We start from the raw sequence: 25493 nt of genomic DNA, 5'->3' as shown, positions 1-25493 counted from the left end.
ATGCCATCATCCCGACTATGGCTGGCTCGCCCGTTCGGCGAGCGGTCGACTCTGATCTTCCTGGCGGTGCTCGGTGCCACCATGGCGCTGGTGGTGGCGGCAAATCTGCTGCTGGCGCCGGAGCATCCGTTACACGTCTCCACTTATACCGTTACCTTGCTGGGCAAGTACCTGTGCTATGCGCTGCTGGCGGTGGCGGTGGATCTGGTCTGGGGTTACCTGGGGATTCTCAGCCTGGGCCACGGCGCCTTCTTCGCCCTCGGCGGCTACGCCATGGGCATGTACCTGATGCGCCAGATCGGCGACCGCGGTGTCTACGGCGATCCACTGCTGCCGGACTTCATGGTGTTCCTCGACTGGGACAGCCTGCCCTGGTACTGGCTTGGCTTCGACATGGCCGGTTTTGCCTTTGTGATGGTGCTGCTGGCGCCGGGCCTGCTGGCGCTGGTGTTCGGCTTCCTGGCGTTCCGTTCGCGGGTCACCGGGGTCTATCTGTCGATCATCACCCAGGCGCTGACCTTTGCGCTGATGCTGGCGTTCTTCCGCAACGAGATGGGCTTTGGCGGCAACAACGGCCTGACCGACTTCAAGGAACTGCTGGGCTTCGACCTGTCCGCCGACGCCACTCGACTGGGGCTATTTATCGCATCCGGCGTGGCGCTGGCGCTGGGTTTCCTGCTGTGCCGTGCCATCGTGGTCAGCAAGCTTGGGCGGGTCTGCGTGGCGGTGCGCGACGCCGAGTCCCGCACCCGCTTTCTCGGCTACCGGGTGGAGCGCTATCAGCTCTTCGTGTTCGTCGTCTCGGCCATGCTGGCCGGGGTCGCAGGCGCCCTCTATGTGCCCCAGGTGGGCATCATCAACCCCAGCGAGTTCTCGCCGCTGTTCTCCATCGAGGTGGTGGTGTGGGTGGCGCTGGGTGGCCGTGCCACCCTCTATGGCGCGGTGATCGGTGCGCTGGCGGTGAACTACGCCAAGAGCGTGTTTACCGGGGTGATGCCGGAGGCCTGGCTGTTCGCGCTCGGTGCGCTGTTCGTGCTGGTGACAGTGCTGCTGCCTCAGGGCATCGCCGGGCTTTTGTCACGCTCTCGCCAGCAAGGCAGCGACGATGACAGCGACACGCCAGCCGACACGCCAACCGACACGCTAGATGCAACCCCCAGGGAGGCCACCTCATGAGCTTTCTTCAGAGCCTGGCCGATCGCGATCGGGTCTTCGACTTCCTGGTCCCGGAACAATCGCCGGTCGACGTACGCCACGGCCCGATCCTCTATCTCGAGGACGTGTCGGTGAGCTTCGACGGCTTCAAGGCCATCAATGATCTCAACCTGACCATCGACGACGGCGAACTGCGCTGCATCATTGGCCCCAACGGGGCCGGCAAGACCACCATGATGGACATCATCACCGGCAAGACGCGCCCGGATCAGGGCAGCGTGTGGTTCGGCAGCCGCCACAACCTGTTGACCAAGAACGAGCCGGAGATCGCCCGGCTCGGCATCGGGCGCAAGTTCCAGAAGCCCACGGTGTTCGAGGCGCTGACGGTGTTCGAGAACCTCGAGCTGGCGATGGCCATGGACAAGAGTCTGTGGCCGACGCTCAAGGCGCGCATGACCGGGGAGGTGCTGGCGCGAATCGAGGAGGTGCTCGAGACGGTGGGTCTGGCGTCGCTCAGTCGCCGCCAGGCGGGCATCCTGTCCCACGGACAGAAGCAGTGGCTCGAGATCGGCATGCTGTTGATGCAGCGCCCTCGACTGTTGCTGGTCGACGAGCCGGTGGCGGGGATGACCGAGCAGGAGATGGAGCGTACCGCAGAGCTGTTATTGAGCCTCGCCGGCAAGCACTCGGTGGTGGTGGTGGAGCACGACATGGGCTTTGTGCGTTCGATCGCGCGCACGGTGACGGTGCTGCATCAGGGCTCGGTGCTGGCCGAGGGCAGTATGGACAAGGTGGCAAGCGACCCCAGGGTGATCGAGGTCTACCTGGGTGGCGACGAGGAGGCGGCATGATCGGACTGGAGCGGGTACCTCAGCAGTCTTCGGTAAGAGCGCTGTACTGGGCGGACGGCGCATCCCGCGGCAGGCTGGCCACGCTGTGGGCGAAGGTCTGCGGCCGGTGGGTGCAGGAGATGGGCAAGGAGGTGGATCGATGCTGAGCATTCGCGGGCTCAATCAGTTCTATGGCGAGAGCCATACTCTGTGGGATCTCGATCTCGACGTGCCCAGGGCGGCCTGTACCTGTGTGCTGGGTCGCAATGGCGTCGGCAAGACCACCCTGATGAAGGCGATCATGGGCGAGGTGCCGATCACCGGCGGTGAGCTTCGCTACGCCGACGGTGTCGCGCTGGAAAGCCGTCGCCTCGAGGATCGCTCACGCCTGGGCGTGGGCTATGTGCCCCAGGGACGCCAGATCTTTCCGCTGATGACGGTGGAGGAGAATCTGCGCACTGGCCTTGCCGCCCGTGGCGATGGCCTGCGCCAGGTGCCCGAACGGATCTATGAGCTGTTCCCGGTGCTCAAGGAGATGCGCCATCGGCGTGGCGGCGATCTGTCCGGCGGTCAGCAGCAGCAGCTGGCGATCGGGCGCGCCCTGGTGATCGAGCCGAAGCTGTTGATCCTCGACGAGCCGGGGGAGGGCATCCAGCCCAATATCGTCGCCCAGATCGGCGAAGTCATCCGTCGGTTGATCGCCGATGATGGGCTGACCGTGCTGCTGGTGGAGCAGAAACTGCCCTTTGCCCGACGCTTCGCCGACCACTTCGCCATCCTCGATCGCGGGCGGAGAGTCGCCGTCGGTGATATCGGTGAGCTCGACGACGCCGTGGTGAAGCGCTACCTGACCGTCTGAGCGGTAGCGCGTCAATCAGGGTGAATCGCTGCACATCAATGGTGCGCAATCGTAAGGTTGCGCACTTTTTTTGTGCGCGACCAAAGGCGTGCTTTTCTCTGGTGCAATCCTTGGTTGTTCTATAAGAAATTGAAAAATAAGTAGAAAAATAGAGATTCGGGAAGCTGGTACGGGGCTTGCACCTTGATTGGGCAATGGTGGTGGCCTTTTTTACTTTCGCTTGCCACGCCGACTCGACGGACCGCCCGGGAGAGCCATGAGCGCGCAGACAACACAGGATTCGACCGATCGGCACGGCCATCGTTTCGACGCAGGACGGCGCTGGGAGGCCAGCCTCGATCTCGGCTTTCGCCATGATGGCCAGGCCACTCGCCTCTATCGGGTGGATCATCGCGGCCCCCTGCGGGTGCAGCGTCCCTTCTATCCCGAAGGCCGCGACGGCACCTGCCACGTCTATCTGCTGCATCCCCCGGGGGGCCTGGTCAGCGGCGATATCCTGGATATCCAGGCGCGGGTGGGCGCGGGCGCGCGGGCACTGCTGACCACACCGGCGGCCAACAAGCTGTATCGGGCCGACCGCAACGCCGTGGCCTGGTCCCAGCGCACTCGTCTGGTGGTCGAGGAGAGCGGGCTGCTCGAGTGGTTGCCCCAGGAAACCATCGCCTTCGACGGCTCGCGAGGGGTGCAGGCCACCGAGATCGAGCTTTCCGGCAGCGCCCGCTGCCTGGGCTGGGAGGTGCTGGCGCTGGGGCGGCCGGCCAGTGACCTGCCGTTTGCCAGTGGCCACCTCGAGCAGCGCTTCCGGCTGTCCCGGGACGGACGACCGCTGTGGATCGAGCGCCAGCCCCTCGACCCTGACCATCGTCGTTTTCACGGCGCCTGGGGGCAGCGAGGGTGCAGCGTCCAGGCAACCCTGTGGGCGGTCGGGCTCGAAGACGAGTCCGCGGCGATCGAACGTCTGCGCCAAGGGTTGGGGCAGGGAGGGAGTGACCTTGCCGGCAGTCCCGGCGCTGGTGAAGCCGAGCGCTGGGCCGTCACTGTGCGTGATGGCGTCCTGCTGCTGCGCTACCTCGGTCACTCGCGGCGCGAGGCCTGGTCGCTGTGCGAGGCGGCCTGGACCTTGCTGCGTCCGATGCTGATGGATCGCGAGGCCTGTGTGCCACGCATCTGGTTTACCTGAATGCCATGCCGGGCGGGCCAGGTGACCCCTGGCCACCCTGACCAACATCGAGGATGAAAGGATGGAGCTGACACCGCGTGACAAGGACAAGCTCTTGCTGTTTACCGCTGGCCTGGTGGCCGAGCGGCGACGCGCCAAGGGGCTCAAGCTGAACTATCCCGAGGCGGTGGCCTTGATCAGCTGCGAGATCATGGAGGGTGCCCGGGAAGGCCTGAGTGTGGCCGAGATGATGAGCCGAGGGCGCCAGATACTGGGGCGTGACGAGGTAATGGAAGGGGTGGCGGAAATGGTCGACGAGGTGCAGGTCGAGGCCACCTTTCCTGACGGCACCAAGCTGGTAACGGTGCACAACCCGATCTCGTGACGCTGCCAGGCCCCGGCTTGATCCGGGGACGACGCGACAGGCTCATACGCTGATACCAATAGGGAGGGCGCGGGATGATCCCCGGAGAATACCAACTGAAGGACGGTGACATCGCCCTGTGCGAGGGTCGCGACAGGGTCACGCTGGAGGTGGCCAATCGCGGAGATCGACCGATTCAGGTCGGATCCCACTATCACTTCGCCGAGACCAACCCGGCACTGGCGTTCGATCGCGACAGGGCGCGGGGCTTTCGTCTGGACGTGGCCGCCGGCAGCGCGGTGCGCTTCGAGCCGGGGCAGAGCCGTGAGGTCACCCTGGTGAGCTTCGCCGGGCGTCGTCATATCTACGGCTTTCGAGGTGAAGTCATGGGCGCGCTGGACGATGCCGGTGCACCCAGCGGCGACAGCGGCCAGGAGGACGCCCGATGAAGATTAGCCGTCAGGCTTATGCCGACATCTATGGCCCCACCGTCGGCGACCGGGTGCGCCTGGGAGACACCGAGCTGTGGATCGAGGTAGAAAAGGACGCCACCCACTACGGCGACGAGGTCAAGTTCGGTGGTGGCAAGGTCATTCGTGACGGTATGGGGCAGAGCCAGCGTCTCGACCAGACGGTGATGGACACCGTCATCACCAATGCCCTGATCCTTGACTGGTGGGGCATCGTCAAGGCCGACGTGGGCCTTCAGGCGGGGCGCATCGCCGCCATCGGCAAGGCCGGCAATCCAGACACCCAGCCGGACGTCACCATCGTGATCGGACCCGGCACCGAGGTCATCGCCGGCGAGGGCAAGATCCTCACCGCCGGCGCCATCGACGCCCACGTGCACTTCATCTGTCCGCAGCTGGTGGACGAGGCCCTGGCCAGCGGCATCACCACCATGCTGGGGGGCGGTACCGGGCCTGCCACCGGATCGAACGCCACCACCTGCACGCCGGGGGCCTGGCACATCCACCAGATGCTCAAGGCCTGCGACAGCCTGCCGATGAACATCGGTCTGCTCGGCAAGGGCAACGTCAGCCTGCCTGAAGCGCTGGAGGCCCAGATCGAAGCGGGCGCCATGGGGCTCAAGCTGCACGAGGACTGGGGGACCACCCCGGCCTCCATCGATACCTGCCTGAGCGTGGCCGAGCGCTACGACGTCCAGATCGCGATCCACACCGACACCCTCAACGAGTCCGGTTTCGTCGAGGACACCCTGGCGGCGTTCAAGCAGCGCGGCATCCATACCTACCATACCGAAGGCGCCGGAGGCGGCCACGCACCGGACATCATCACCGCCTGCTCGAAGGACTATGTGCTGCCGTCGTCGACCAACCCGACCCGGCCCTACACGGTGAATACCGTCGACGAGCACCTGGACATGCTGATGGTGTGTCATCACCTCGACCCCAATATTCCCGAGGACGTGGCTTTCGCCGATTCGCGCATTCGCCGCGAGACCATCGCCGCCGAGGACATCCTGCATGACCTCGGCGTCATCTCGATGATCGCCTCTGATTCCCAGGCCATGGGACGCGTCGGCGAGGTGGTGTGCAGGACCTGGCAGACCGCTCACAAGATGAAGGTGCAGCGTGGTTTACTGCCGGAAGATCAAGAACGTGGCGCCGACAACCTGCGTGCCCGCCGGTATGTGGCCAAGTACACCATCAACCCCGCCATCACCCACGGCCTGGCCGATGAGATCGGTTCTGTCGAGGTGGGCAAGCTGGCCGACCTGGTGCTGTGGGACCCGGCCTTCTTCGGCGTCAAGTCGGCGCTGGTGCTCAAGGGGGGAATGATCGCCATGGCCCCCATGGGCGACCCCAATGCCTCTATCCCGACTCCCCAGCCGGTGCACTACCGTCCGATGTTCGGGGCGCTGGGCCAGGCCGCCGCAGCGACCCGGGTGAGCTTTGTCTCTCAGGCCGCGCTGGATGCGGGGCTCAAGGATCGGCTGGGGCTTCAAAGCCGCCTGGTGGCTTGCCGGGATGTGCGCGCGGTGCGCAAGGGCGACATGAAGCTCAATGACCGTTGCCCGGATCTCAAGGTCGACGCCCAGACCTACGAGGTCACCTGCGATGGCGAGCTTCTGACCTGTGAACCGCTGGACGTGCTGCCGTTGGCCCAGCGCTATCACCTTTTTTGAGTCAGCGATGATGACGGTTTTCGACAGTGCCGCTGACAGTACCAAGGAGTCATCCATGAGTTCGCTATTGTCGCTGACCCGCCGGCTCGGGCCGTTGCCCGTCGGCGAAGGGCAAGACGGCGTCCAGGACACCCTGACCCTGAGCTACGACGATCGCATCAAGGGGCGCCTGCGGGTGACCCTGGACAGTGGGCGTGCGGCGGGTCTGTTTCTCGAACGCGGGCCGGTGCTGCGCCACGGCGACGGTCTTCAGGCCGATGATGGCAGCCGCGTCCGGGTCATCGCTGCGCCGGAACCGGTGGTGACCGCCTGGGTCGCGCCGGGGCCGGACGCTGGCCTTGCGTTGGCTCGGTTGTGCTACCACCTGGGCAACCGCCACGTGACCCTCGGTATCGGCGAGGGCGAGTACCAGGGTGACGCCTGCTGCTACGTGCGCTTTGCGCCGGACCATGTGCTGGAAGAGCTGGCCGAGCGGCTTGGTGCGCGGCTCGAGCACCACCAGGCACCCTTCGATCCCGAGCCGGGCGCCTACACCATGGGTGGGCATTCGCATGGGCATTCGCACAGCGATTCTCATGACCATGGGCACGGGCACGGGCACGGGCATTCGCACGGGCATGGCCATTCACACGGCTCCTCACATGGCTCCTCACATGGCTCCTCACATGGCTCCTCACATAGCCACGCTCAGGGGATCACCTGATGGCCGGGATCGAGTCTGCGTCACAGGCGCACGATGATCTGGCCCTGCTGGGGCTGCTGCAGCTGGTCAGCCCGGCGTTGCCGATCGGCGCCTTCGCCTGGTCCCAGGGGCTCGAGAGCGCCTTCGAACTGGGCTGGGTTCACGATGAGAAGAGTCTTGGCGACTGGCTCGAGGGCGTGCTGGAGGATGGCCTGGCGGTGGCGGAACTGCCTGCCCTGGCGCGACTCGTCGAGGCCTGGCAGCAGGGCGACGAGGATAGGGTGGCGCATTGGGACTGCTGGCTGGGGGCGGTACGCGAGACCCGAGAGCTGCGCGAGGAGGATCGCCAGCTGGGCGCGTCGCTGGTGCGCCTGATGCGCAGCCTGGGGCTGGCGCCCGAAGTCGGCTTGCCTGACGAGCCTGGCTATGTGACCGCCTTCAGCGCCCTGGCGGTAGCCCGCGGGTTGCCGCCGCGACAGGCCATGCTGGGCTTTGCCTGGGCCTGGCTCGAGAACCAGCTGGCGGCAGCCTGCAAGGCGCTGCCGCTCGGGCATACCGCGGCCCAGCGACTGGTCGAGCGGCTGCGTCCGGCGCTGGTCGAGGCGGTGGGGCGTGCCCTGATCATCGACGATGACGACATGGGGCCGGCGCTGCCGGGGCTCGCCCTGGCCAGCGGCCTGCACGAAACCCAGTACTCGCGGCTGTTTCGCAGCTGAGCGAGTGACAACGATGCCATCGATACCGGGGTATCGACGGCGCCATTCTCCGGTCTTCGACACGTCGGGGAATGGCCTTACATGACAGGCAGGAGAACACCATGACCACTTCAACCACTCCCTCCCAGTGCCTGCGCGTCGGCGTGGGCGGCCCGGTGGGCTCGGGCAAGACGGCGCTGCTCAAGCAGCTGTGTCGGGCCCTGCGTGATCACTACGATATCGCCGTGGTGACCAACGACATTTACACCAAGGAAGACGCCGACTTCCTGACCCGCAACGAGGCGCTGTCGCCGGATCGCATCCTCGGCGTCGAAACCGGCGGCTGTCCGCACACCGCGATCCGCGAGGACGCCTCGATGAACCTGGCGGCCATCGACGAGCTGCACCGCCGCCATCCTGGGCTCGAACTGGTGCTGGTGGAGTCCGGCGGCGACAACCTGTCGGCCACCTTCAGTCCTGAGCTGTCGGACCTGACGCTCTACGTTATCGACGTCTCCGCGGGTGACAAGATCCCGCGCAAGGGCGGGCCGGGCATCACCAAGTCGGATCTGTTGATCATCAACAAGATCGACATTGCCGAGCAGGTGCATGCTTCGCTGGAGGTGATGGACCGTGACTCGCGCAAGATGCGTGGCGAACGTCCTTTCGTCTTCACCAATCTGTATGACGGCGTCGGTCTCGACACCATCATTGGTTTCATTCTCGAGCGGGGCATGTTGCCCGACCGGCGAGCCGAGGCAGTGGAAGCCTGAATCGCCCGTTACCACGCAGCCGAAGCGTTGCGTTCTCAGTCAACAAGGAGTCTGTCATGACACAGCGTTCTCGTGTTTCTTCCCGTTCCCTGGCGTTCGCTGGCGCCATGGCCGCTGGCCTTGTCGCACCGCTGGCGCTGGCGCACCCCGGCCACGGCGTCGAGCATGGCGGCCTTGCCGCCGGCCTGATGCACCCCTGGTTAGGGCTCGATCACCTGCTGGCGATGGCGGCTATTGGCCTGTGGAGTCTGGGGCAGGGGGCAGCCATGCGACGCTTTACCCCGCTGATGGCACTGGCTGGCATGCTGGCCGGGGCTGGTCTGGCGCTGTCCGGCGCGCTTCCCGCCGGCGCCTTGCCCGGTGTGGAAGGGGGAATTGCGCTGTCGGTGCTGATCGCCGGGGTCATGGTGGCGGCGCTGATGCGTCTGCCGGCAGCGCTTGGCGGAGGCCTGGTGATCGCCCTGATGACGATGCATGGCATCGCCCACGGCGCCGAGATGCCTGCAGCCGCCTCACTCGTCGCCTACGTGGTGGGCTTTTCGGCCTCGACGCTTGCCATCACCATGCTGGCGCGGGTGCTGGGTGGCTGGCTGGCCAACCGCGAACAGCGCCTGGTGCGTGCCCTCGGCGCTGCCATCGCGGTCTGCGGTGGGGTGCTGGCGCTGAGCTGAGCGATCTCCCACTGACCGTCGATGGTCTCTCGCGCCCGGCCCTGTGCCGGGCGCGAGCGTTTGAGGCTGCTGCATCGCCCTGCCTGCGACGGCGGAGACGGGTACGTGTGTGGGTGAAACGTTTTGGGCTATGCTCGTGCGCCACGGATGAATTCGCCAAGAGGACGCTATGGCCAGGCTGGGACGCACGATCAAATGGAGCGGGGCAGTACTGCTGGTCGCCTGGGCGGGGATGGGGCTGTGGCAGAGTATCAAGCCACTACCGGAAAACGTCGGCAAGGCCTGGCCCGAGCGGCCAGTGGGCGAGGTCGAATTTCTCGCCGATCGAACCTGGTATGACGAGGGTGGCCGTCGCCATCTTGATCAGCACATCTTTGACGAAGCGGTCAACATGATCGAGGGTGCCCGCCGGCTGATCGTCGTCGACATGTTCCTGTTCAATCGCCTCGAGGGCAGTGGCGGGGGCGACTTTCTGCCCCTGGCCGAACGCCTTGCCGATGCGCTGATCGCCGCCCGCCAGCGCCAACCGGCGCCGCGAGTGGTAGTGATCACCGACCCCCTAAATACTCTCTATGGAGGCCAGCGGGTGCCGCTCTATCAGAGCCTGGAGGCGGCGGGGGTCGAGCTTGCCATCACCCGTCTCGATCGCCTGCGCGCCTCCAACCCGCTGTGGTCAGGCCTTTGGCATCTGGGACTGGATCGGCTTGGCAACGACCCGGACGGGGGCTGGCTGCCCAATGCCTTCGGTGGCGAGCCGGTGACCCTGAGAAGCTACCTGGCGCTGCTCAATTTTCGCGCCAATCATCGCAAGACGCTGACGGTGGATCACGCCGAAGGGTGGTCGACACTGATCACCTCGGCCAATCCTCACGACGGCAGTAGCCTGCACTCCAACGTGGCGCTGAGGATCGATGGCCCCGTCGCCCATGACGTCATCGCCTCGGAGGCCGAGGTGGCGTCCTGGTCCGGCGTCGAGTTATCGCAGCCGCCAGCACCTGAGGCCGAGCCATCGGATGGCGCGATGGCGCAACTGCTGACCGAAGCCGCCATCCGTGACGCCGTGCTCGCTCAGGTCGATGACACCGTCGCCGGCGATCGGCTGGATGTCGCTGCTTTCTATGTCGCCCACCGCGGGGTGGTCGAGGCGCTGAAGGAGGCCAGCGGGCGAGGAGTGGCGGTTCGGGTGCTGCTCGACCCCAACCGTGAGGCCTTCGGTTTCGAAAAGGGAGGCCTGCCCAATCAGCCGGTGGCCGAAGAGCTGTTGGACGCGGGCGTTCAGGTGCGCTGGTGTGTCACCGACGGTGAGCAGTGCCACAGCAAGGTGGTGCTGGTGAGAAGGGGCCCGGCGAAGGACGAGCTGGCGGACGCCGTGATTCTGGGCTCGGCCAACCTGACCCGACGCAATCTCGACGACTTCAATCTTGAAAGCAGCGTCTTGCTAAAAGGGCGAGGAGTCGTCGCCATCGACGATATCGGCGCCTGGTTCGACCAGCGCTGGGACTCGAGCGAGGGACGTCGAACCAGCCGAGCCTGGGCGCCGCGGGACGAGGCTGGCTGGTTCGATGGCTGGCGCTATCGATTGATGGAGGCCAGCGGCCTGTCCACCTTCTGACCTCGCTGGTGGGCTGTGCAGGACGGTGGAGATACCGACGCGGGAGCAGGATGTGCCTCGACCGGCCAGCTTGACAGTCCGCCACCCCGCGACCATGTTTCACACGCTGGCCGACGCTCGATTTGACACAATTTCGAGCTCGGCGTGGCGACATCGCAACGCCCGTGTCGGGCACAAGGAGAGTCTTCGATGGAAAAGTTCTGGTTGGTGGTAAAGGTCGTGATCCTGGCGCTGATCGCCATCCTGGTGGTGCAGAACATCGAGATGGTGCAGGTGAAACTGCTCGGCTGGACCATTGCCATGCCGATGGCCCTGCTGGTGGTGGTGATCTACCTGCTGGGCATGATCAGCGGTCGCGGCCTGATGGGGCTGATTCGTCGCCTGCAGGGCAAGGAGCCGCAGCGCCGCTGAGGGCATCGACCCGCGAGCGCTTTCGAGGGTCCTGGTGCCAGGGCAGGCCGAGGCGGCAGTTGTGCTCGAGCTCTGCGATGACCTGGGCGCCCAGCAGCAGGATCACGGCGCCGATCTCGAGGCTCAGAAGCACCACGATCAGGGTCGCCAGGGGGCCGTAGACCGCGCTTACCAGTGACAGGTTGGCGAAGTAGTAGACCAGGGCGATCCTGACCCCTTCCCACATCAGGGCGGCGGCAAAGCCCCCGGCCAGGGCGCGCCTCAGGGAAATGCGTACCACCGGCAGGACCTTGTAGATGGCGCTGAACAGCAGGAAGACGCCGACGAAGCTGGTCAGGTTGAGGGCCGGCTCCGACAGCGAGGCCATGGGCAGCTCACGGCCGTATAGCGCCATCCACAGTCCATTGAGGGTGCTGGCCAGGCTGACCGCCATGGCCAGCGCCAGCAGCGCCGCACTCAGTACCAGCATGAAGGCGTAGGGCAACAGGAAGGAGACCCAGAGGCTGCGGGTGTCCTTGACGTCGGGCTTTCTGAAGATCAGCGCCAGGGCGTCTTCCAGCATGCGAAAGGCGAAGGAGCTGAAGATCAGCAGCACCGGGATGCCGTAGATGCCGATCGCGTCGCGGGAGTCCAGCAGTGCGCGCACCGACTCCAGCATCACCTCGGCGTGGGTCGGGGCGATGTGGCGTGCCTGCATGGCGATCACATTGAGCAGCTGCTGCTCGTCCACGACCTGAGCCATCGCCACCACCATCAGTGCGAACAGCGGAATGGTGGACAGCAGAATATTGAAGCCGACCCCGCCCGCCAGCAGCATTCCCCGATTATGCAGAAAGTGGGTCAGCACCCGCCACATGAAGAAGGCGAGCCGTGGCAGCAGAGTAAAGACGGCGTGTTGGTACCAGCGCGGTGCTGTCATGGGCCCGAATCGTCCTTGAGGGATAGGGCATGATACGCTGGGAGCCAGTGTCAGCGTCAAACCCTTGCCCAACCAGATGGTCAAAGGGCGGGTGTACGCCGGGAGGAACGAGTGGCATCTGCAGACCAGGAATCCCGCACCGAATCCGACGCCAGGCTGATCTACGATGGACAGTGTCCGTTGTGTCGGAGCTTCGTGTCGCGCTACGGACTGTCCAAGGGACGGCTGGATCTCGTTGATGCGCGCCATCACCCCGAAGAGGTCCGGCGTCTGGAGCGTCTGGGCTGTCGCCTGGACGAGGGTATGGTGCTGGAGCTCGGCGACGAGCGCTACCATGGTGATCAGGCGGTACGTATGGCGGCAGTGGCCGGGCGAGGTCGAGGTCCGTTGTCGCGTGGGATGCTGTGGTGGCTGTCGTCGAGACGGCGAGCACGCCTCAGCTATCCGCTGCTCAAGGCCGTTCGTCGTGTCATGCTCAAGGGGCTCGGCGTCGGTCCGATCAGGCCTTGAAGTGTGTCGCTCCCACCGGATGGGGCCGCCGACGGCCTGGCGTTGATCATCAACATTGAGCATCGGCAACGGGCATCAGCACTGGGTATCAGCACCGGGCATCGGCACCGACCAGCGATACTGGCCACCAACGCCGTTCATCTACCGTCATTTATCACAAGCCACCAGGAGGGAGGCAAGATGCAACTAAGTCGACGTCTGTCGGTCCCTCATAGCGAGATCGCCATGAGTGCGATTCGTGCCCAGGGAGCCGGCGGCCAGAACGTCAACAAGGTCGCCTCGGCGATTCATCTGCGCTTCGATATTCAGGCATCGTCGTTGCCTGACGACGTCAAGGAGCGCCTTTTGGCGCTCAATGATCATCGCATCACCCAGGACGGAGTGGTGATCATCAAGGCCCAGTCGGAACGCACCCAGGAGGCCAACCGCGCAGCGGCACTGGCGAGGCTGAAATCGCTGTTGCAGCAGGGACTGGTGATTCCCAAGGCGCGTCGCGCCACCCGGCCCAGCAAGGCGGCCAAGCGGCGTCGCCTCGAAGGCAAGAAGCAGCGGGGCAAGCTCAAGTCGCTACGCGGCAAGCCGGAGACGTAGTGCGTCGAACAGGCGCTGCATCCTGAACGCTTGTGAGGGCGGCTTTCCGCAGACTCCTGCGCTTCGGTAATGGGGCTCGACGCTCTGCGGAAAACATGCTCGGATAGGGTACACGGCAATTTTCTAATGCTCGCTAGCGCGTATTTTTGATGGAGCACACCCCTGACGCGCCCGCAGTCAGGCAGTATGCTGTGATCACTTTGGTCCTCGAACCTCAGGACCCGTCCCACCCCAAGGGAGACCCCCGAATGGAAGAGATCAATCCCGACAAGGACAACAACACCGAGAAGGATGGCAACACCTCCGAGGCGACCCAGTCTTCAGCCTCCGGCAAGGATGCCAAGGAGCTGTTCAAGGACAACCGCGTCAAGGGCCTGGCGGCGGTGGCCGGCGTCAGCCTGATCTGGGCCATCGGTGCCCAGCTCAGCGCCAGTTCCAACGGCGAGGCACGCACTGCCCTGACCAAGGAACTCGATGCCAGCGAGTCACGCGTCGAGACCCTGCGCGAGCAGGTGTCCGGGCTGGAAGAGAGCCAGGCTACCCTGGAAGCCCAGCGTGCCGAGCTCGAGAGCCAGGTATCCCAGTGGGAAGAGGCCGAGACCTCGCTTGAGGAAATGCGTGCCCAGCTCGAAACCCTGAAGGCCGAGGAGGCCGAAGCGCGTACCGCCCAGGCGGCAGCCGAAGAGCAGGCCGCCCAGGTACAGGCCGATCTCAAGGAACTCGAATCCACCCAGGCATCCTTGCAGTCCGACCTGGTGGCGGCGCGCAATCGTCTGGAAGAGGCGCAGAACGAACAGCAGCAGCTGGTGGAGCGTCGTGATTCGCTCAAGTCCGAGGCTGAGTCCTTGACCGGAGAGGTCGATGACGCCGAGAAGCGCCTGAGTGATCTGGAAAGCTCCATCGAAGAGATGCAGAGCGCCGTCGGTTCACTCGAGGAAGAAGTGGCGAGCCTCGAGAGCCAGCAGCAGGAGGCGCAGAAGCAGGCCGAGCAGGCCCAGGCCCGCCTCGAGCAGACGCTGGCCAGCACCGCCGAGCAACGCGAGCAGGCCGAGGCGCGTGTTCGCCAGGCCGAGTCCCGTGCCGAGGAAGCGGTCGCCCGCCGCGATGAGCTGCAGGCCAGGATCGATGAACTCGAGGCCCGTGCCGACGAGCGTCGCCAGCGTCTGGCTCGTCTCAACAATCAACTCGACACCTGGCGCATCGAGCTCGAGAACCTCGATCGTGCCACCGCCGAGCTCTCTGACGGCGCATCCTCCGGTCAAGGCAGCGACAGCGAGGGTAGTGCCGATGAGCAGGCCTCGTCCCAGGGCGAAAGCAGCAGCGGCTCCGTCGAGGTCATCAGCTCCGGGGGTGGCGACCAGAGCAATGGCGACCAGAGTGGTGGCGGCGAAAACAGCGGCGACCAGAGCAGTGATGGCATGAGCCAGGCCGATATCGCCGTTCAGTCGGCGAAGCGGTCGGCGGCAGAGGAACAGTCGTCGCAGGAGCAGGACTCTTCTCAGTCCTCGGGCAACAGCGCGGCCTCGGCCAGCGAGCAGGGCTCCAACGAGAGCGCCGCCGAGGACGAGGACGTGGCCTCGTCCGAGTCCATGGAGAAGACCCCGGGTGGCAGCGAGGGTGATCAGGCTTCTGCCGACGCCTCCCAGAGCGGGGAAGGTTCCTCCGCCGACGCTTCCCAGGCGGATGCGGCCAGCGAAGAGGGCTCCGCCGATGCGGCCGCCGAGGGCGAGGAGTCGTCTACCCAGTGGACCGATGAGGTAGCCTCCGGTGCCGCCGAGGCCGTCGAGACGGTCAAGGACGTGGCCCGTCAGGCTGCCGAGAAGGTGCGCGATGCGGCAGCCTCGGTCACCGACGACGCCAGCACCGAAAGCACCAACTGAGCGTCAGCGAGACGGTTGCCGGCGGTGACGTCGGCAAGCTTGCGGGAAGCAACAGCGGCGGGCCTTCGGGCCCGCCGCTGCGTTTGGCGGTCCCGCTTCGCTTAACCTCGCGCCGCCTGGGCCCTATACTGGCCCGGCGGATTAACCGCGCCCATCTGGAAACAGGAGCGAGACGTGATCGAAGGGGTCAAGCATATCGTTGCCGTGGCATCGGGCAAGGGTGGTGTCGGCAAGTCGACGGTGACCGTGAATCTGGCGCTGGCCATGGCCGCCGAAGGCTATCGCGTCGGCGTTCTCGACGCCGATATCTACGGGCCCAGCCAGGCGCAGATGCTGGGAGTCGGCGAAGGCGTGCGCCCCCAGGCGAGCGGCGAGAACCAGTTCCTGCCGCTGGAGGCCCACGGCATCCAGGCCATGTCCATGGCGTTCATGGTCGACGTTCGCGAGCCCATGGTCTGGCGTGGCCCGATGGTGGCGGGAGCCTTCCAGCAGATGCTCAACCAGACACGCTGGAGCGACCTGGACTATCTGTTCGTGGACATGCCGCCAGGCACCGGTGACATCCAGCTCACCCTGGCCCAGAAGGTACCGGTGGACGGCGCGGTGATCGTCACCACGCCCCAGGACATCGCCTTGCTGGACGCGCGCAAGGGCATCGAGATGTTCCGCAAGGTCAAGGTCCCGGTGCTGGGCGTGGTCGAGAACATGAGCCTGCATACCTGTTCGAAGTGCGGCCACAGTGAGCCGGTCTTCGGCGAGGGGGGCGGAGAGCGCATCGCTGCGGAGTACGATACCCGGGTGCTGGGGCGCCTGCCGCTTTCGATGGGCATTCGTGAGCAGGTGGACGGTGGACGTCCCAGCGTGGTCGCCGAGCCCGACGGCGAAGTGGCGACGACCTTCCGCACCATGGCGCGTCAGGTGGCCGAGCAGATCGACGGTGACGGTGGCGACCAGGGGCCGAGCATCAGCTTCAGCGAGTAAGGGCCAGCGGAGGATGACGCCTGGCGGCGTCGCCGGCTGATCCTCATCAAGCGCCTGTCAGGCGCCTATCACCTTTGCATCGTGACGTGGCAGCGAGGGGCCGCTATCATGTGGCCCCACCGAACGCGTCCACTCTTCGAGCACCCAGCAGGAAGTCCCATGAGCATCAAGTCCGACAAATGGATCCGCCGCATGGCCGAGAACGAAGGCATGATCGAGCCCTTCGAGGCCGATCAGGTTCGCTACGTCAACGACCGGCGGGTCATCTCCTATGGGACCTCGAGCTACGGCTATGACGTACGCTGCGCCGACGAGTTCAAGGTGTTCACCAACATTCACTCGGCGGTGGTCGATCCCAAGGCCTTCGACGAGAAGAGTTTTGTCGACATCAAGGGCGACGTCTGCGTGATTCCGCCCAACTCCTTCGCGCTGGCGCGGACCGTCGAGTACTTTCGCATCCCGCGCAGCGTGCTGACCATCTGCCTGGGCAAGTCCACCTATGCGCGTTGCGGCATCATCGTCAACGTGACGCCGCTGGAGCCGGAGTGGGAAGGTCACGTGACCCTCGAGTTTTCCAACACCACCAATCTGCCGGCCAAGATCTACGCCAACGAGGGCGTGGCACAGATGCTGTTTCTGGAGTCCGACGAGATCTGTGACACTTCCTACGCCGATCGTGGCGGCAAGTACATGGGCCAGCGTGGAGTGACTCTGCCGCGCACCTGAGTGCGAAGAGGCGAGGGCTTACCGCTCACGCGACTGCTGCATGCAAGGCCCACAGACAACAAGGCCCGCCGATCGCTCGGCGGGCCTTGTTGTTTCAGGCGACAGCGCGGCCAGATTTCACCGGGACTCGTCGTCTTCGTCGAGTTCCTCGGCTGCGTCCTCGTGGGACAGTCGCATGCCGCCCGGCGGCAGCGGCTGGCCGTCGATGGTCGCGATGTCGCCCTGCAGGCGCAGACGACCCTCGAGGAACCAGCGTACCGCGATCGGGAAGATCAGGTGCTCACGACTCAGCACTCGCTCCTTGAGGGTCTCTTCGGTGTCATCCTTGTTGACCTTGACCACGGCCTGGATCGCCACCGGCCCGCCATCGAGTTCCTCGGTGACGAAGTGTACGCTGCAGCCGTGCTCGTCGATGCCGTCGGCCAGTGCCCTGGCGTGGGTGTGCAGGCCCTGATAGGCCGGCAACAGCGACGGATGGATGTTGATCATCCGTCCCATGAAGCGCTGGACGAAACGTGGCGTCAGGATGCGCATGAAGCCGGCCAGCACCACCAGGTCAGGCTCGTGGCGCTCGATCACCTTGATCAGGGCGCCGTCGAAGGCCTCGCGGCTGTCGTACTCGCGGTGGGGCAGGGCCACCGCGTTGATGCCGGCATCACGCGCCCGCTTCAGACCGTAGGCGTCGGCGACATTGGACACCACGGCCACGATCTCGCCACCCAGTTCGTCGTGGCTCTGGGCGTCGATCAGGGCCTGCAGGTTGGTGCCACCCCCCGATATCAGCACTACCACCCGTGGCTGGGTGGCCTCTTCCGGGGTGAAGCCGTTGAGCTCGCCCTCGTTCACGCCCTCGCTCATGACGCCGGCATCTCCAGTTGCACCTGCTCCTCGTCGCCCTGGCGCGCGGCGATGTGGCCAATGCGATGGACGCCTTCGCCCTGGGCCTGCAGGTGAGCGCGGATCTGGTCGGCCTGATCTTCAGGTACCACCAGCACCATGCCGATGCCGCAGTTGAGCACGCGGTGCATCTCATGTTCGTCCACGTTGCCCTGCTGCTTGAGCCAGTCGAACACCGCAGGGCGCTGCCACAGGCTGGTATCGACGTGGGCGGTGAGGTCCTCGGGCAGCACCCGGGGCAGGTTCTCGAGCAGGCCACCACCGGTGATGTGGGATAGGGCGTGGACCTGATAGTCGTCGTGGCGCAGCAGTTCCAGCAGCGGCTTGACGTAGATGCGTGTCGGCGCCATCAGGGCGTCACCCAGTGACTGGCCGTCGATGTCGGTGGACAGGTCGGCGTCAGCCACCTCGAGGATCTTGCGGATCAGGGAGTAGCCATTGGAGTGAGGACCGGATGAGCTCAGGCCCAGCAGTACGTCACCGGCGGCGACCTTGGTGCCATCGAGGATCTCGTCCTTCTCCACCACGCCGACACAGAAGCCGGCCAGATCGTAGTCGCTGCCTTCGTACATGCCGGGCATCTCGGCGGTTTCGCCACCGACCAGAGCACAGCCGGCACGTTCGCAGCCTTCGCCGATGCCGCTGACCACGTCGGCGGCGATATCGACGTCCAGCTTGCCGGTGGCATAGTAGTCGAGGAACAGCAGCGGCTCGGCGCCGGCGACCACCAGGTCGTTGACACACATCGCAACCAGATCGATGCCGATAGTGTCATGGCGGCCCAGGTCCATGGCCAGGCGCAGCTTGGTGCCGACCCCGTCGGTGCCGGAGACCAGCACCGGCTCACGGTAGCCGCTGGGCAGCTGGCACAGCGCGCCGAAGCCTCCCAGCCCGCCCATTACCTCGGGGCGGGTGGTGCGTTTGGCGACGCCCTTGATGCGATCGACCAGGGCGTTGCCGGCGTCGATATCGACACCGGCGTCCTTGTAGCTGAGCGAAGCCCTTTCGGGGGAGGAGGAGGAGTCGGTCATGACAGATCCTGTGGAGTCGGTCGACCCGCGGGCGTGGTGCGCACCAGCGGACGAACGTGAGACAATGGGCACGTTGGGGGCGGAGATTGTAGCACTGTGCTTCGGCCATCGCAGCCATGGCACACTATCGGTCGGGCATCACAGGGAATGGTGGTTTCTTTCGGGGAAAAGCGAATGAGCAAGCAGTGGTGGATCGTCGCCGCGGTGGCGGCTGTTGTGCTGTGGTTCTTCGTCAGCATCGAACCGGTGTTGGCGCCCTTCTTCGTCAGCATGGTGCTGGCGTACCTGGGTGACCCTATCGCCGATCGCCTGGAGGAGCGCGGGCTGTCGCGTCAATGGGCGGTCTGCGTCGTGTTTGTGCTGTTGACGCTGCTGGTAGGGCTGACGCTGCTGCTGCTGGTGCCGCTGCTGGGACAGCAGATCGGGCAGCTGGTGGAAGCGCTGCCGGCGGTACTAAGCTGGATTCAGAGCACGGTGTTGCCGGAGCTGCAGTCGTTGACCGGGCTCGATCTCAGCACCGACTTCGATGCACTGCGCAAGGCAGTACTGGAAAACTGGAAAGAAACCGGTACCGTCGCCGCCAGCGTACTGGCCCAGGTGTCGCGGTCGGGTATGGCGCTGGTCGGCTGGCTGGCCAATCTGGCGTTGATTCCGGTGGTGACCTTCTACCTGCTGCTGGACTGGGACGTGCTGGTGGGCAAGGTCAGGCGTCTGCTGCCGCGTCAGTGGGAGCCGACGGCCGTTCGGCTGGCCAAGGAGTGCGACGAGGTGCTGGCGGCCTTCCTGCGTGGCCAGTTGATCGTGATGCTGTGTCTCGGCGTCATCTATGCCATCGGACTGACGCTGCTGGGAGTTCGCTTTGGCCTGCTGATCGGGCTGCTCTCAGGACTTGCCAGCATCGTGCCCTATCTGGGCGTGATCGTGGGGATCTCGGTGGCCGGTGTGGTGGCCTTCTTCCAGTTCGGCGACTGGCTGGTACTGCTGGGCGTGGGGCTGGTGTTCGGCTTCGGGCAACTGGTGGAAAGCACCCTGCTGCAGCCGAAGCTGCTGGGGGACAAGATTGGCCTGCATCCTGTCGCGGTCATCTTTGCGGTGCTGGCCGGCGGCCAGCTATTCGGTTTCACCGGTGTGCTGCTGGCGCTGCCGGTGGCGGCCATGGTGATGGTCATCTTGCGCTACCTGCATGATACGTATAAGAATTCGTCGCTCTATGACGCGGAGCATGAATCCGACAAGGAGCCCTCCGCCGCCAACGAGGAGTCCTCATGAGTCGAGCCCCCGCGCAGTTGCCTCTGGGCGTCGGACTGCGCGACGACGCGACCTTCGACAACTACCATCCGGGTGCCAACGCCACCCTGGTGGAGTGCCTGAGCCATCAGTTCGATGACAACGGCGAGCCCTTTCTGTACCTGTGGGGGGGCGACGGCGTCGGTCGGAGCCACCTGTTGCAGGCGGCCTGCCACCAGGCCTCCGCGCGGGACCTGCGAACCCTCTATCTGCCACTGGAGGAGCTGGGCCACTTCCCGCCGTTGATGCTCGAGGATGTGGAGCGTCTCGACCTGGTGGCCATCGATGATCTGGATCGAGTGGTGGGGCGCAAGCGCTGGGAGGAGGCGCTGTTCCATGCCTTCAACCGGCTGCGAGACAGCGGCAAGCGATTGTTGATCGCCGCGGATCGCCCGCCCCGGCAGCTCGATATCAAGCTGGCGGACCTGGCGTCACGGCTGACCTGGGGCATGACCTTCCACCTCAGGCAGCTGTCCGACGAGGACCGCATGCAAGCGTTGAAGCTGCGTGCCCACCTGCGTGGCATGGAGTTGCCCGACGAGGTGGCACGCTACATCCTGCATCGTGGTGCACGCGAGCTCAGTGAGCTGTTTCGCTCGCTCGAGGTGCTGGACAACGCCTCGCTGTCGGCACAGCGCAAGTTGACCATCCCCTTCGTCAAGAAGGCACTGGACTGGTAGCGGTCTGGGCATCTCCAGGAAAGCTCTCCAGTAAAGCAAGACGGCGACCCACAATGGGTCGCCGTCCTGTTGTCAGGGCCAGGTCGAATCGGTACGCGGTATCAGCGGCTGAGCTGAATCTCGCTGTGGCCACCATTTCTTAGCGTGACTTCCTTGATCACGATCTGGCGGTTGCCACTGGCCGGATCGACCACCGTGCCCGAAACGTAGAAGTCGCCGGGGGGCAGGTCGCGTAGCTGAAAGTAGCCGTTGGTGTCGGTGCGGGTGGTGTGGGTGTATTCGCGGGCCCGTGGGTCGGCGCGTTCCACCGCCCGGCCGGCCAGCGCCTGGGCCGCCGCCTCGGCGGAGTACTTGGTAATCGGTGCGACCGATACCGTTTCGCCACCGCCGATGACCGGGCCTGCGGGGGTGTTCAGGGTGAGTCTGCCGGACAGCACGGCGCTGCCGCTCTTCGGCAGCTGGGCGTAGACGTCGGCGGGGAAGGGGATTTCCCTGGGGACCCTGGCCTGATCGGCGGTGGGCTGGTCGTCTCTCGGGCCCGGCTGTTCGATCGGGGTGTCGGGTTCGCCGATATCGATGACCTCCGGGGCGCGGGACGTGCCGGTGGTGCTGACGCTCTGACAGCCGGTGATCAGCAAGGCGAGGATGGCGATTACCGCCAGGCGGAATCGGCGTGACAACAGCGGGTAGGGTGCCTTCATGGCGCGGTCTCCTTGCAACGAATGTCGTTGGGCCCTGTGTGCTGTCAGCTTATGGAATCGGCGTCGGAATTGCCACGCGTGGCGTGTGCGTGGCCGGATAGGCGTCTGCCGCCTTGCGAGCGTTGTTGCCTGATGGCCTGGCCTCGACGCTGCCTGCAGACGCAAAACGGCCCCCGATCGAAATCGGGGGCCGCTTGGTGAACGACCTGAGTCGTCGAGGCGTCTGCCCGAGACAGCCATGTTTACTTGGTGTTGGCGCTAGCCTTGGTGGCGGTGTCACAAGGCAGCGCCTCGACGCTGCCTGCAGACGCAAAACGGCCCCCGATCGAAATCGGGGGCCGCTTGGTGAACGACCTGAGTCGTTCAGGCGTCTGCCGTAGCCAGATTACTTGGCGTTGGCGGTAGCCTTGGTGGCGGTGGCCTGCTTGACATTCTCTTCGGCCAGCTTCTGGCTCTTGGAGACGAAGTCCTGCTGCAGGGCCACGACCTTCTCGGCGTCGCCTTTCAGGCGCTCGGTCAGGTCCTTGGCGACCTTCTGCTGGCCTTCCATGTAGGAGCGCAGACCTTCGACGTCCTTGACGGAAGTGAAGGCGCGAGCCTGGGCCAGACCGGTCTCGGTGTAGGCCTTGGCGGCTTCCAGCTGGGCGCTGGTCAGCTTCTCGGCGAAGTCGACGGTCAGGCTGGCGTAAGCGCGGGCCGGGCCGAAGAACAGGTTTTCGACTTGCTCGTTGTTGAACAGTGCTTTGGTATCGATAGTGCGCATCATGTGAACCTCCTGGGGTTTCGAACTACTTGTCGGCGATGACCGTGGGACCATTCCCAGTGGTCGATGCCGTTGCGTCGTCTGTTGCAGTGCACAATAGCAGAGGGTTTTGTGCATCGCAACATGGATTGGGTCGAGAATCGGGGGAAAAGGGGTTTGGATCCAAAGAATGCTTGAAACAGCGAAAAAACGACGAAAAGTCCGTTATCTAGCCTTCTTCGCCCTTTGATGGGATACCGGCGTGCAAGTTCACCGTGCCCCTGGATCACCTTCAGCCTAGTGTGGAGACATGACAGCGATGTGATCCCTGCAAGCCTTGCAAGCAGGAAGTCTCGCCACCATGGTATTCAAGAGAAAACGAAGGACCGTACCCTTAACCCTTTGCCTTTGACGATCAGGAGTGATCCATGACGCAGACCCGTATCGAACGCGACAGCATGGGGGAGCTCGAGGTTCCCGCCAATGCGCTCTATGGCGCCCAGACGCAGCGTGCGGTCAACAACTTCCCGGTGTCGGGCCAGCCGATGCCGTCAGCCTTTATCCACGCCATTGCTCGCATCAAGCGAGCGGCGGCGGTGGTCAACGGCGACCTGGGATTGCTGGACGACGATCGTCGTCGTGCCATCGTCGAGGCGGCAGACGCGATCATCGCGGGTCAGCACGATGATCAGTTCCCCATCGATGTGTTTCAGACCGGGTCCGGCACCTCGAGCAACATGAACGTCAACGAGGTGATCGCCCACCTGGCGAGCTCCGATGACTTGAGCGTCGGACCCAACGACCACGTCAACATGGGGCAGTCGAGCAACGATGTCATTCCCACCGCCCTGCACCTGTCGGCGGCGCTGGAAGTTACCGGTACGCTACGCCCGGCGCTCGAGCACCTCAGAGGTGTCATCGACGCCAGGGCAGAAGAGCTGGACGACGTGGTCAAGACCGGACGCACTCACCTGATGGATGCCATGCCACTGCGTCTTGGTCAGGAACTCGGTGGCTGGTCGAGCCAGGTGGGGCAGGCCATCGAGCGTCTCGACAGCGCCATGGTGCGGCTGTGTCGGCTGGCCCAGGGGGGGACTGCGGTCGGCACGGGTATCAACGCCCATCCCGAGTTTGCCGAGCGCATGGCCGCCGAGCTCTCCGCCCGCACCGGGCTCGCTCTGACGCCCAATGACAGCTTCTTTGCCAGCCTTGGCTCCCAGGACGCAGCGGTGGAACTGTCGGGTCAGCTCAAGGGTCTGGCGTGTGTGGTGATGAAGATCGCCAATGATCTGCGCTGGATGAACTCCGGTCCGCTGGCGGGGCTTGGCGAAATCGAGCTTGAAGCCTTGCAGCCGGGCAGTTCGATCATGCCGGGCAAGGTCAATCCGGTGATACCCGAATCCGCCGCCCAGGCCGCCGCTCAGGTGATCGGTCTGGACACAGCCGTGACAGTGGCCGGACAGAGCGGCAACTTCCAGCTCAACGTGATGCTGCCATTGGTGGCAAGCAACCTGCTGACGTCGATCACCCTGATGAGCCAGACATCGCGGCTGCTGGCGGACAAGGCGATCGCGACCTTCAAGGTGCGCGAGGACAACCTGAGTGAGCCACTGGCGCGCAATCCCATCCTGGTGACGGCATTGAATTCGGTGATCGGCTATAACGCCGCGGCGGCCATCGCCAAGAAGGCCTACCAGGCCGGTCGGCCGATCATCGACGTGGCCGAGGAGGAGACCGACCTCGGACGCGATGAGCTCGAACGCCTGCTGGATCCCGCCTCCCTGACCCGTGGCGGTATTCCCGAATAGAGGTGGCGAGGGCGCGGCCGACATGGCGCCTCTTGGAATAGTGCCTCTTGGAATAGTGCCCTGGAATAGCGCCCATTGAAGAAGAAGAGCCTTGCCACGACGGCAAGGCTCTTCTTTTCTACTGCTACCCGTCTTTTCTATTGCTGCGAGTCCATCGTCACAAGCTTTTTCGCCACACGTTTTGCCGCCACATCTGTTACCACGACATGGACATCGCCTGGAAGGCGGGAACTCAACTCGACTGATCGCGCTCCCTGGCTTCCTCGACGGTTTCACGGGCGTCGTGATGCTCTTCGTTGTCGGCGTCCGGGGTGTCGTGCTCGTCGGCTCTGGAGGGGCGATAACAGACGGTGGCAAGGATCGGGAAATGGTCTGAGCCAAAGGCCCGCAGCCGATCCATCTTGGCAAGGGTGAAGTGCTCGCTGACGAAGACATGGTCCAGCGGCCAGCGCAGGAACGGATAGCCGGCGTGGAAGCTCGAGAACATGCCGCGGCCGCGCCGCAGGTCCAGCATGCCGCTGACGCGGCAGAACAGGCGCGTGCTGCGTGACCAGGCAACGTCGTTGAGGTCGCCGGCGACCAGCGTCGGTACCGGGTTCTGGTGGATCTCTTCGGCGACCAGCGAAAGCTCCGCGTCCCGCCACAGCGATTCCTCGCTCTCGCTCGGTGCCGGTGGCCTGGGGTGAAGGGCGCGAAAGCGGATGTGATCTCCGCTTTCGAGTTCCACCTCACAGTGGATTGAGGGGATGTCATCCTGGATCAGCCACTTGACCTCGGGGTCGATCAGCGGGCGACGGGAATACAGGTGCATGCCGTAGAGGTTGTCCAGCGGGACCCGCACGGCGTAGGGGTAGCCGTCTGCCAGGCCGGCATCGAGCTTGTCGCCCCACCATTGGTCGGATTCCAGGGTCAGCACCATGTCCGGGTCGCGCTCGGCGATGATCTCCAGCAGGTCGTCGCTGCGCCGGTTCGGCGTGAGTACATTGGCGATCAAGAGCGTCAGGCAACGCTCCGGGGCGTCGCCCTTGGCGGCCATGACCTGCACCGGCCACAGCGGTGTCCAGGGCAGTACATAGAAAGCCTGGATGGCGAAGACGACCAGGCCGGCCGTGGCAATCCAGAGTGTCAGGGAGTCGCTCGCCAGCGGGCTTGCCAAAGCACAGAACAGCCCGATGAGTCCGATCTGGACACGGGGGAATTCACAGGCCCTGAGCCACCACCAGTGGGACGGAATCCTGGCGATCAGGGTAGCGCCGGCGACGATGGTCACCACCGCGATCAGAAGGGTATCGATGACAAGTGAGAGCATGCAGGGGTCCCTTTTCGGTCCGGCGCACCGGCTCGGCGCAACAATGATGATGACGAGCCTAACGGTCCTCG

General features: G+C 64.8%; 28 protein-coding genes. 22 read left to right on the top strand and 6 right to left on the bottom strand.

Annotated features, from left to right (window positions below; genetic code table 11):
- The 14 genes from urtC (at position 1) to NKF27_RS11745 (ending at position 11360) form a co-directional block, all read left to right on the top strand.
- Positions 1 to 1176 (top strand): urea ABC transporter permease subunit UrtC, encoded by a 1176-nt coding sequence (gene urtC / locus NKF27_RS11810; RefSeq protein WP_253551797.1) that lies wholly within the window; start codon positions 1 to 3, stop codon positions 1174 to 1176.
- Complete coding sequence (gene urtD, locus NKF27_RS11805) at positions 1173 to 2006, top strand: urea ABC transporter ATP-binding protein UrtD (RefSeq protein WP_045992499.1); 834 nt, start codon at positions 1173 to 1175, stop codon at positions 2004 to 2006. The genes urtC and urtD overlap by 4 nt, the downstream gene beginning before the upstream one ends.
- The gene (locus NKF27_RS11800; protein ID WP_253551796.1) at positions 2003 to 2152 is read left to right on the top strand and encodes a hypothetical protein; all 150 of its coding nucleotides are present in this window, start codon (positions 2003 to 2005) and stop codon (positions 2150 to 2152) included. The genes urtD and NKF27_RS11800 overlap by 4 nt, the downstream gene beginning before the upstream one ends.
- The gene (gene urtE / locus NKF27_RS11795) at positions 2146 to 2844 is read left to right on the top strand and encodes an urea ABC transporter ATP-binding subunit UrtE (RefSeq protein WP_108448800.1); all 699 of its coding nucleotides are present in this window, start codon (positions 2146 to 2148) and stop codon (positions 2842 to 2844) included. The genes NKF27_RS11800 and urtE overlap by 7 nt, the downstream gene beginning before the upstream one ends.
- Before the next feature lie 256 nt (positions 2845 to 3100).
- The gene (locus NKF27_RS11790; RefSeq protein ID WP_253551795.1) at positions 3101 to 4024 is read left to right on the top strand and encodes an urease accessory protein UreD; all 924 of its coding nucleotides are present in this window, start codon (positions 3101 to 3103) and stop codon (positions 4022 to 4024) included.
- Between the two features lie 61 nt (positions 4025 to 4085).
- Positions 4086 to 4388 carry an urease subunit gamma gene (gene ureA, locus NKF27_RS11785; protein WP_045992496.1) on the top strand — a complete coding sequence of 101 codons (303 nt, stop codon included), beginning with the start codon at positions 4086 to 4088 and terminating at the stop codon, positions 4386 to 4388.
- 74 nt (positions 4389 to 4462) lie between these two features.
- The gene (locus tag NKF27_RS11780) at positions 4463 to 4816 is read left to right on the top strand and encodes an urease subunit beta (RefSeq protein ID WP_045992495.1); all 354 of its coding nucleotides are present in this window, start codon (positions 4463 to 4465) and stop codon (positions 4814 to 4816) included.
- Positions 4813 to 6516: an urease subunit alpha gene (ureC, locus tag NKF27_RS11775; RefSeq protein ID WP_253551785.1), complete on the top strand. Its 1704-nt coding sequence runs from the start codon at positions 4813 to 4815 to the stop codon at positions 6514 to 6516. The genes NKF27_RS11780 and ureC overlap by 4 nt, the downstream gene beginning before the upstream one ends.
- Before the next feature lie 55 nt (positions 6517 to 6571).
- Positions 6572 to 7219, top strand: coding sequence for an urease accessory protein UreE (gene ureE / locus NKF27_RS11770; RefSeq protein WP_253551783.1), 648 nt, complete (start codon positions 6572 to 6574; stop codon positions 7217 to 7219).
- Positions 7219 to 7914, top strand: a complete 696-nt coding sequence (locus NKF27_RS11765) for an urease accessory protein UreF (RefSeq protein WP_108133081.1) — start codon at positions 7219 to 7221, stop codon at positions 7912 to 7914. Before ureE ends, NKF27_RS11765 begins: the two co-directional genes overlap by 1 nt.
- Positions 7915 to 8015: 101 nt before the next feature.
- Positions 8016 to 8666 (top strand): urease accessory protein UreG, encoded by a 651-nt coding sequence (gene ureG / locus NKF27_RS11760; RefSeq protein WP_045992492.1) that lies wholly within the window; start codon positions 8016 to 8018, stop codon positions 8664 to 8666.
- A gap of 56 nt (positions 8667 to 8722) precedes the next feature.
- Positions 8723 to 9337: a HupE/UreJ family protein gene (locus tag NKF27_RS11755; protein ID WP_253551782.1), complete on the top strand. Its 615-nt coding sequence runs from the start codon at positions 8723 to 8725 to the stop codon at positions 9335 to 9337.
- Between the two features lie 169 nt (positions 9338 to 9506).
- Positions 9507 to 10949, top strand: coding sequence for a phospholipase D-like domain-containing protein (locus tag NKF27_RS11750; protein WP_253551780.1), 1443 nt, complete (start codon positions 9507 to 9509; stop codon positions 10947 to 10949).
- Positions 10950 to 11138: 189 nt separating this feature from the next.
- Positions 11139 to 11360 carry a DUF1049 domain-containing protein gene (locus NKF27_RS11745; RefSeq protein ID WP_045992490.1) on the top strand — a complete coding sequence of 74 codons (222 nt, stop codon included), beginning with the start codon at positions 11139 to 11141 and terminating at the stop codon, positions 11358 to 11360.
- Here the strand turns inward: NKF27_RS11745 and NKF27_RS11740 are convergent.
- The gene (locus NKF27_RS11740; protein ID WP_083970369.1) at positions 11296 to 12279 is read right to left on the bottom strand and encodes a YihY/virulence factor BrkB family protein; all 984 of its coding nucleotides are present in this window, start codon (positions 12277 to 12279) and stop codon (positions 11296 to 11298) included. The two genes, NKF27_RS11745 and NKF27_RS11740, sit on opposite strands and share 65 nt — an antisense overlap.
- Before the next feature lie 111 nt (positions 12280 to 12390).
- Here NKF27_RS11740 and NKF27_RS11735 point away from each other — a divergent pair, with 111 nt between their 5' ends.
- The 5 genes from NKF27_RS11735 to dcd all read left to right on the top strand — a co-directional run bounded on the left by NKF27_RS11735 (position 12391) and on the right by dcd (position 16967).
- Positions 12391 to 12789 (top strand): DCC1-like thiol-disulfide oxidoreductase family protein, encoded by a 399-nt coding sequence (locus NKF27_RS11735; RefSeq protein ID WP_045992489.1) that lies wholly within the window; start codon positions 12391 to 12393, stop codon positions 12787 to 12789.
- Between the two features lie 180 nt (positions 12790 to 12969).
- Positions 12970 to 13380: an alternative ribosome rescue aminoacyl-tRNA hydrolase ArfB gene (gene arfB, locus NKF27_RS11730; protein ID WP_045992488.1), complete on the top strand. Its 411-nt coding sequence runs from the start codon at positions 12970 to 12972 to the stop codon at positions 13378 to 13380.
- A 248-nt stretch (positions 13381 to 13628) separates the two neighbouring features.
- Complete coding sequence (locus NKF27_RS11725; protein WP_253551778.1) at positions 13629 to 15260, top strand: hypothetical protein; 1632 nt, start codon at positions 13629 to 13631, stop codon at positions 15258 to 15260.
- Positions 15261 to 15437: 177 nt separating this feature from the next.
- Positions 15438 to 16241, top strand: a complete 804-nt coding sequence (gene apbC, locus NKF27_RS11720; protein WP_204248941.1) for an iron-sulfur cluster carrier protein ApbC — start codon at positions 15438 to 15440, stop codon at positions 16239 to 16241.
- A 159-nt stretch (positions 16242 to 16400) separates the two neighbouring features.
- Positions 16401 to 16967 (top strand): dCTP deaminase, encoded by a 567-nt coding sequence (gene dcd, locus NKF27_RS11715; RefSeq protein ID WP_045992486.1) that lies wholly within the window; start codon positions 16401 to 16403, stop codon positions 16965 to 16967.
- Positions 16968 to 17084: 117 nt separating this feature from the next.
- Here dcd and purN read toward each other — a convergent pair whose 3' ends face one another.
- Both purN and purM read right to left on the bottom strand, forming a co-directional pair.
- Positions 17085 to 17825 carry a phosphoribosylglycinamide formyltransferase gene (gene purN, locus NKF27_RS11710; protein ID WP_124804864.1) on the bottom strand — a complete coding sequence of 247 codons (741 nt, stop codon included), beginning with the start codon at positions 17823 to 17825 and terminating at the stop codon, positions 17085 to 17087.
- The gene (gene purM / locus NKF27_RS11705; RefSeq protein WP_108133088.1) at positions 17822 to 18895 is read right to left on the bottom strand and encodes a phosphoribosylformylglycinamidine cyclo-ligase; all 1074 of its coding nucleotides are present in this window, start codon (positions 18893 to 18895) and stop codon (positions 17822 to 17824) included. The genes purN and purM overlap by 4 nt, the downstream gene beginning before the upstream one ends.
- 174 nt (positions 18896 to 19069) lie before the next feature.
- Between purM and NKF27_RS11700 the strand changes: the two genes are divergently transcribed.
- Together NKF27_RS11700 and hda are read left to right on the top strand one after the other, a co-directional pair.
- Positions 19070 to 20164 (top strand): AI-2E family transporter, encoded by a 1095-nt coding sequence (locus NKF27_RS11700; protein ID WP_045992483.1) that lies wholly within the window; start codon positions 19070 to 19072, stop codon positions 20162 to 20164.
- On the top strand, positions 20161 to 20862 hold the full coding sequence (gene hda, locus NKF27_RS11695) for a DnaA regulatory inactivator Hda (RefSeq protein WP_045992482.1): 702 nt from the start codon (positions 20161 to 20163) through the stop codon (positions 20860 to 20862). The genes NKF27_RS11700 and hda overlap by 4 nt, the downstream gene beginning before the upstream one ends.
- 101 nt (positions 20863 to 20963) lie before the next feature.
- Here hda and NKF27_RS11690 read toward each other — a convergent pair whose 3' ends face one another.
- Together NKF27_RS11690 and NKF27_RS11685 are read right to left on the bottom strand one after the other, a co-directional pair.
- Positions 20964 to 21563, bottom strand: coding sequence for a carboxypeptidase-like regulatory domain-containing protein (locus NKF27_RS11690; RefSeq protein WP_253551773.1), 600 nt, complete (start codon positions 21561 to 21563; stop codon positions 20964 to 20966).
- 385 nt (positions 21564 to 21948) lie between these two features.
- A complete protein-coding gene (locus NKF27_RS11685; protein ID WP_253556465.1) occupies positions 21949 to 22326 on the bottom strand; it encodes a phasin family protein in 378 nt (125 codons plus the stop codon).
- 407 nt (positions 22327 to 22733) lie between these two features.
- On the opposite strand from NKF27_RS11685, the gene NKF27_RS11680 reads away from it, so the two are divergent.
- Entirely contained in the window at positions 22734 to 24113 is a 1380-nt protein-coding gene (locus NKF27_RS11680; RefSeq protein WP_253551771.1) for a lyase family protein, read from the top strand.
- 232 nt (positions 24114 to 24345) lie between these two features.
- Here the strand turns inward: NKF27_RS11680 and NKF27_RS11675 are convergent, their stop codons facing one another.
- The gene (locus tag NKF27_RS11675) at positions 24346 to 25422 is read right to left on the bottom strand and encodes an endonuclease/exonuclease/phosphatase family protein (RefSeq protein ID WP_045992479.1); all 1077 of its coding nucleotides are present in this window, start codon (positions 25420 to 25422) and stop codon (positions 24346 to 24348) included.
- Positions 25423 to 25493: the final 71 nt, after the last annotated feature.

Origin of the sequence: Halomonas sp. DN3 (assembly GCF_024137905.1) — a bacterium.
Lineage (GTDB): Bacteria > Pseudomonadota > Gammaproteobacteria > Pseudomonadales > Halomonadaceae > Halomonas > Halomonas litopenaei.
This window is presented reverse-complemented; position numbering and strand designations above follow the sequence as displayed.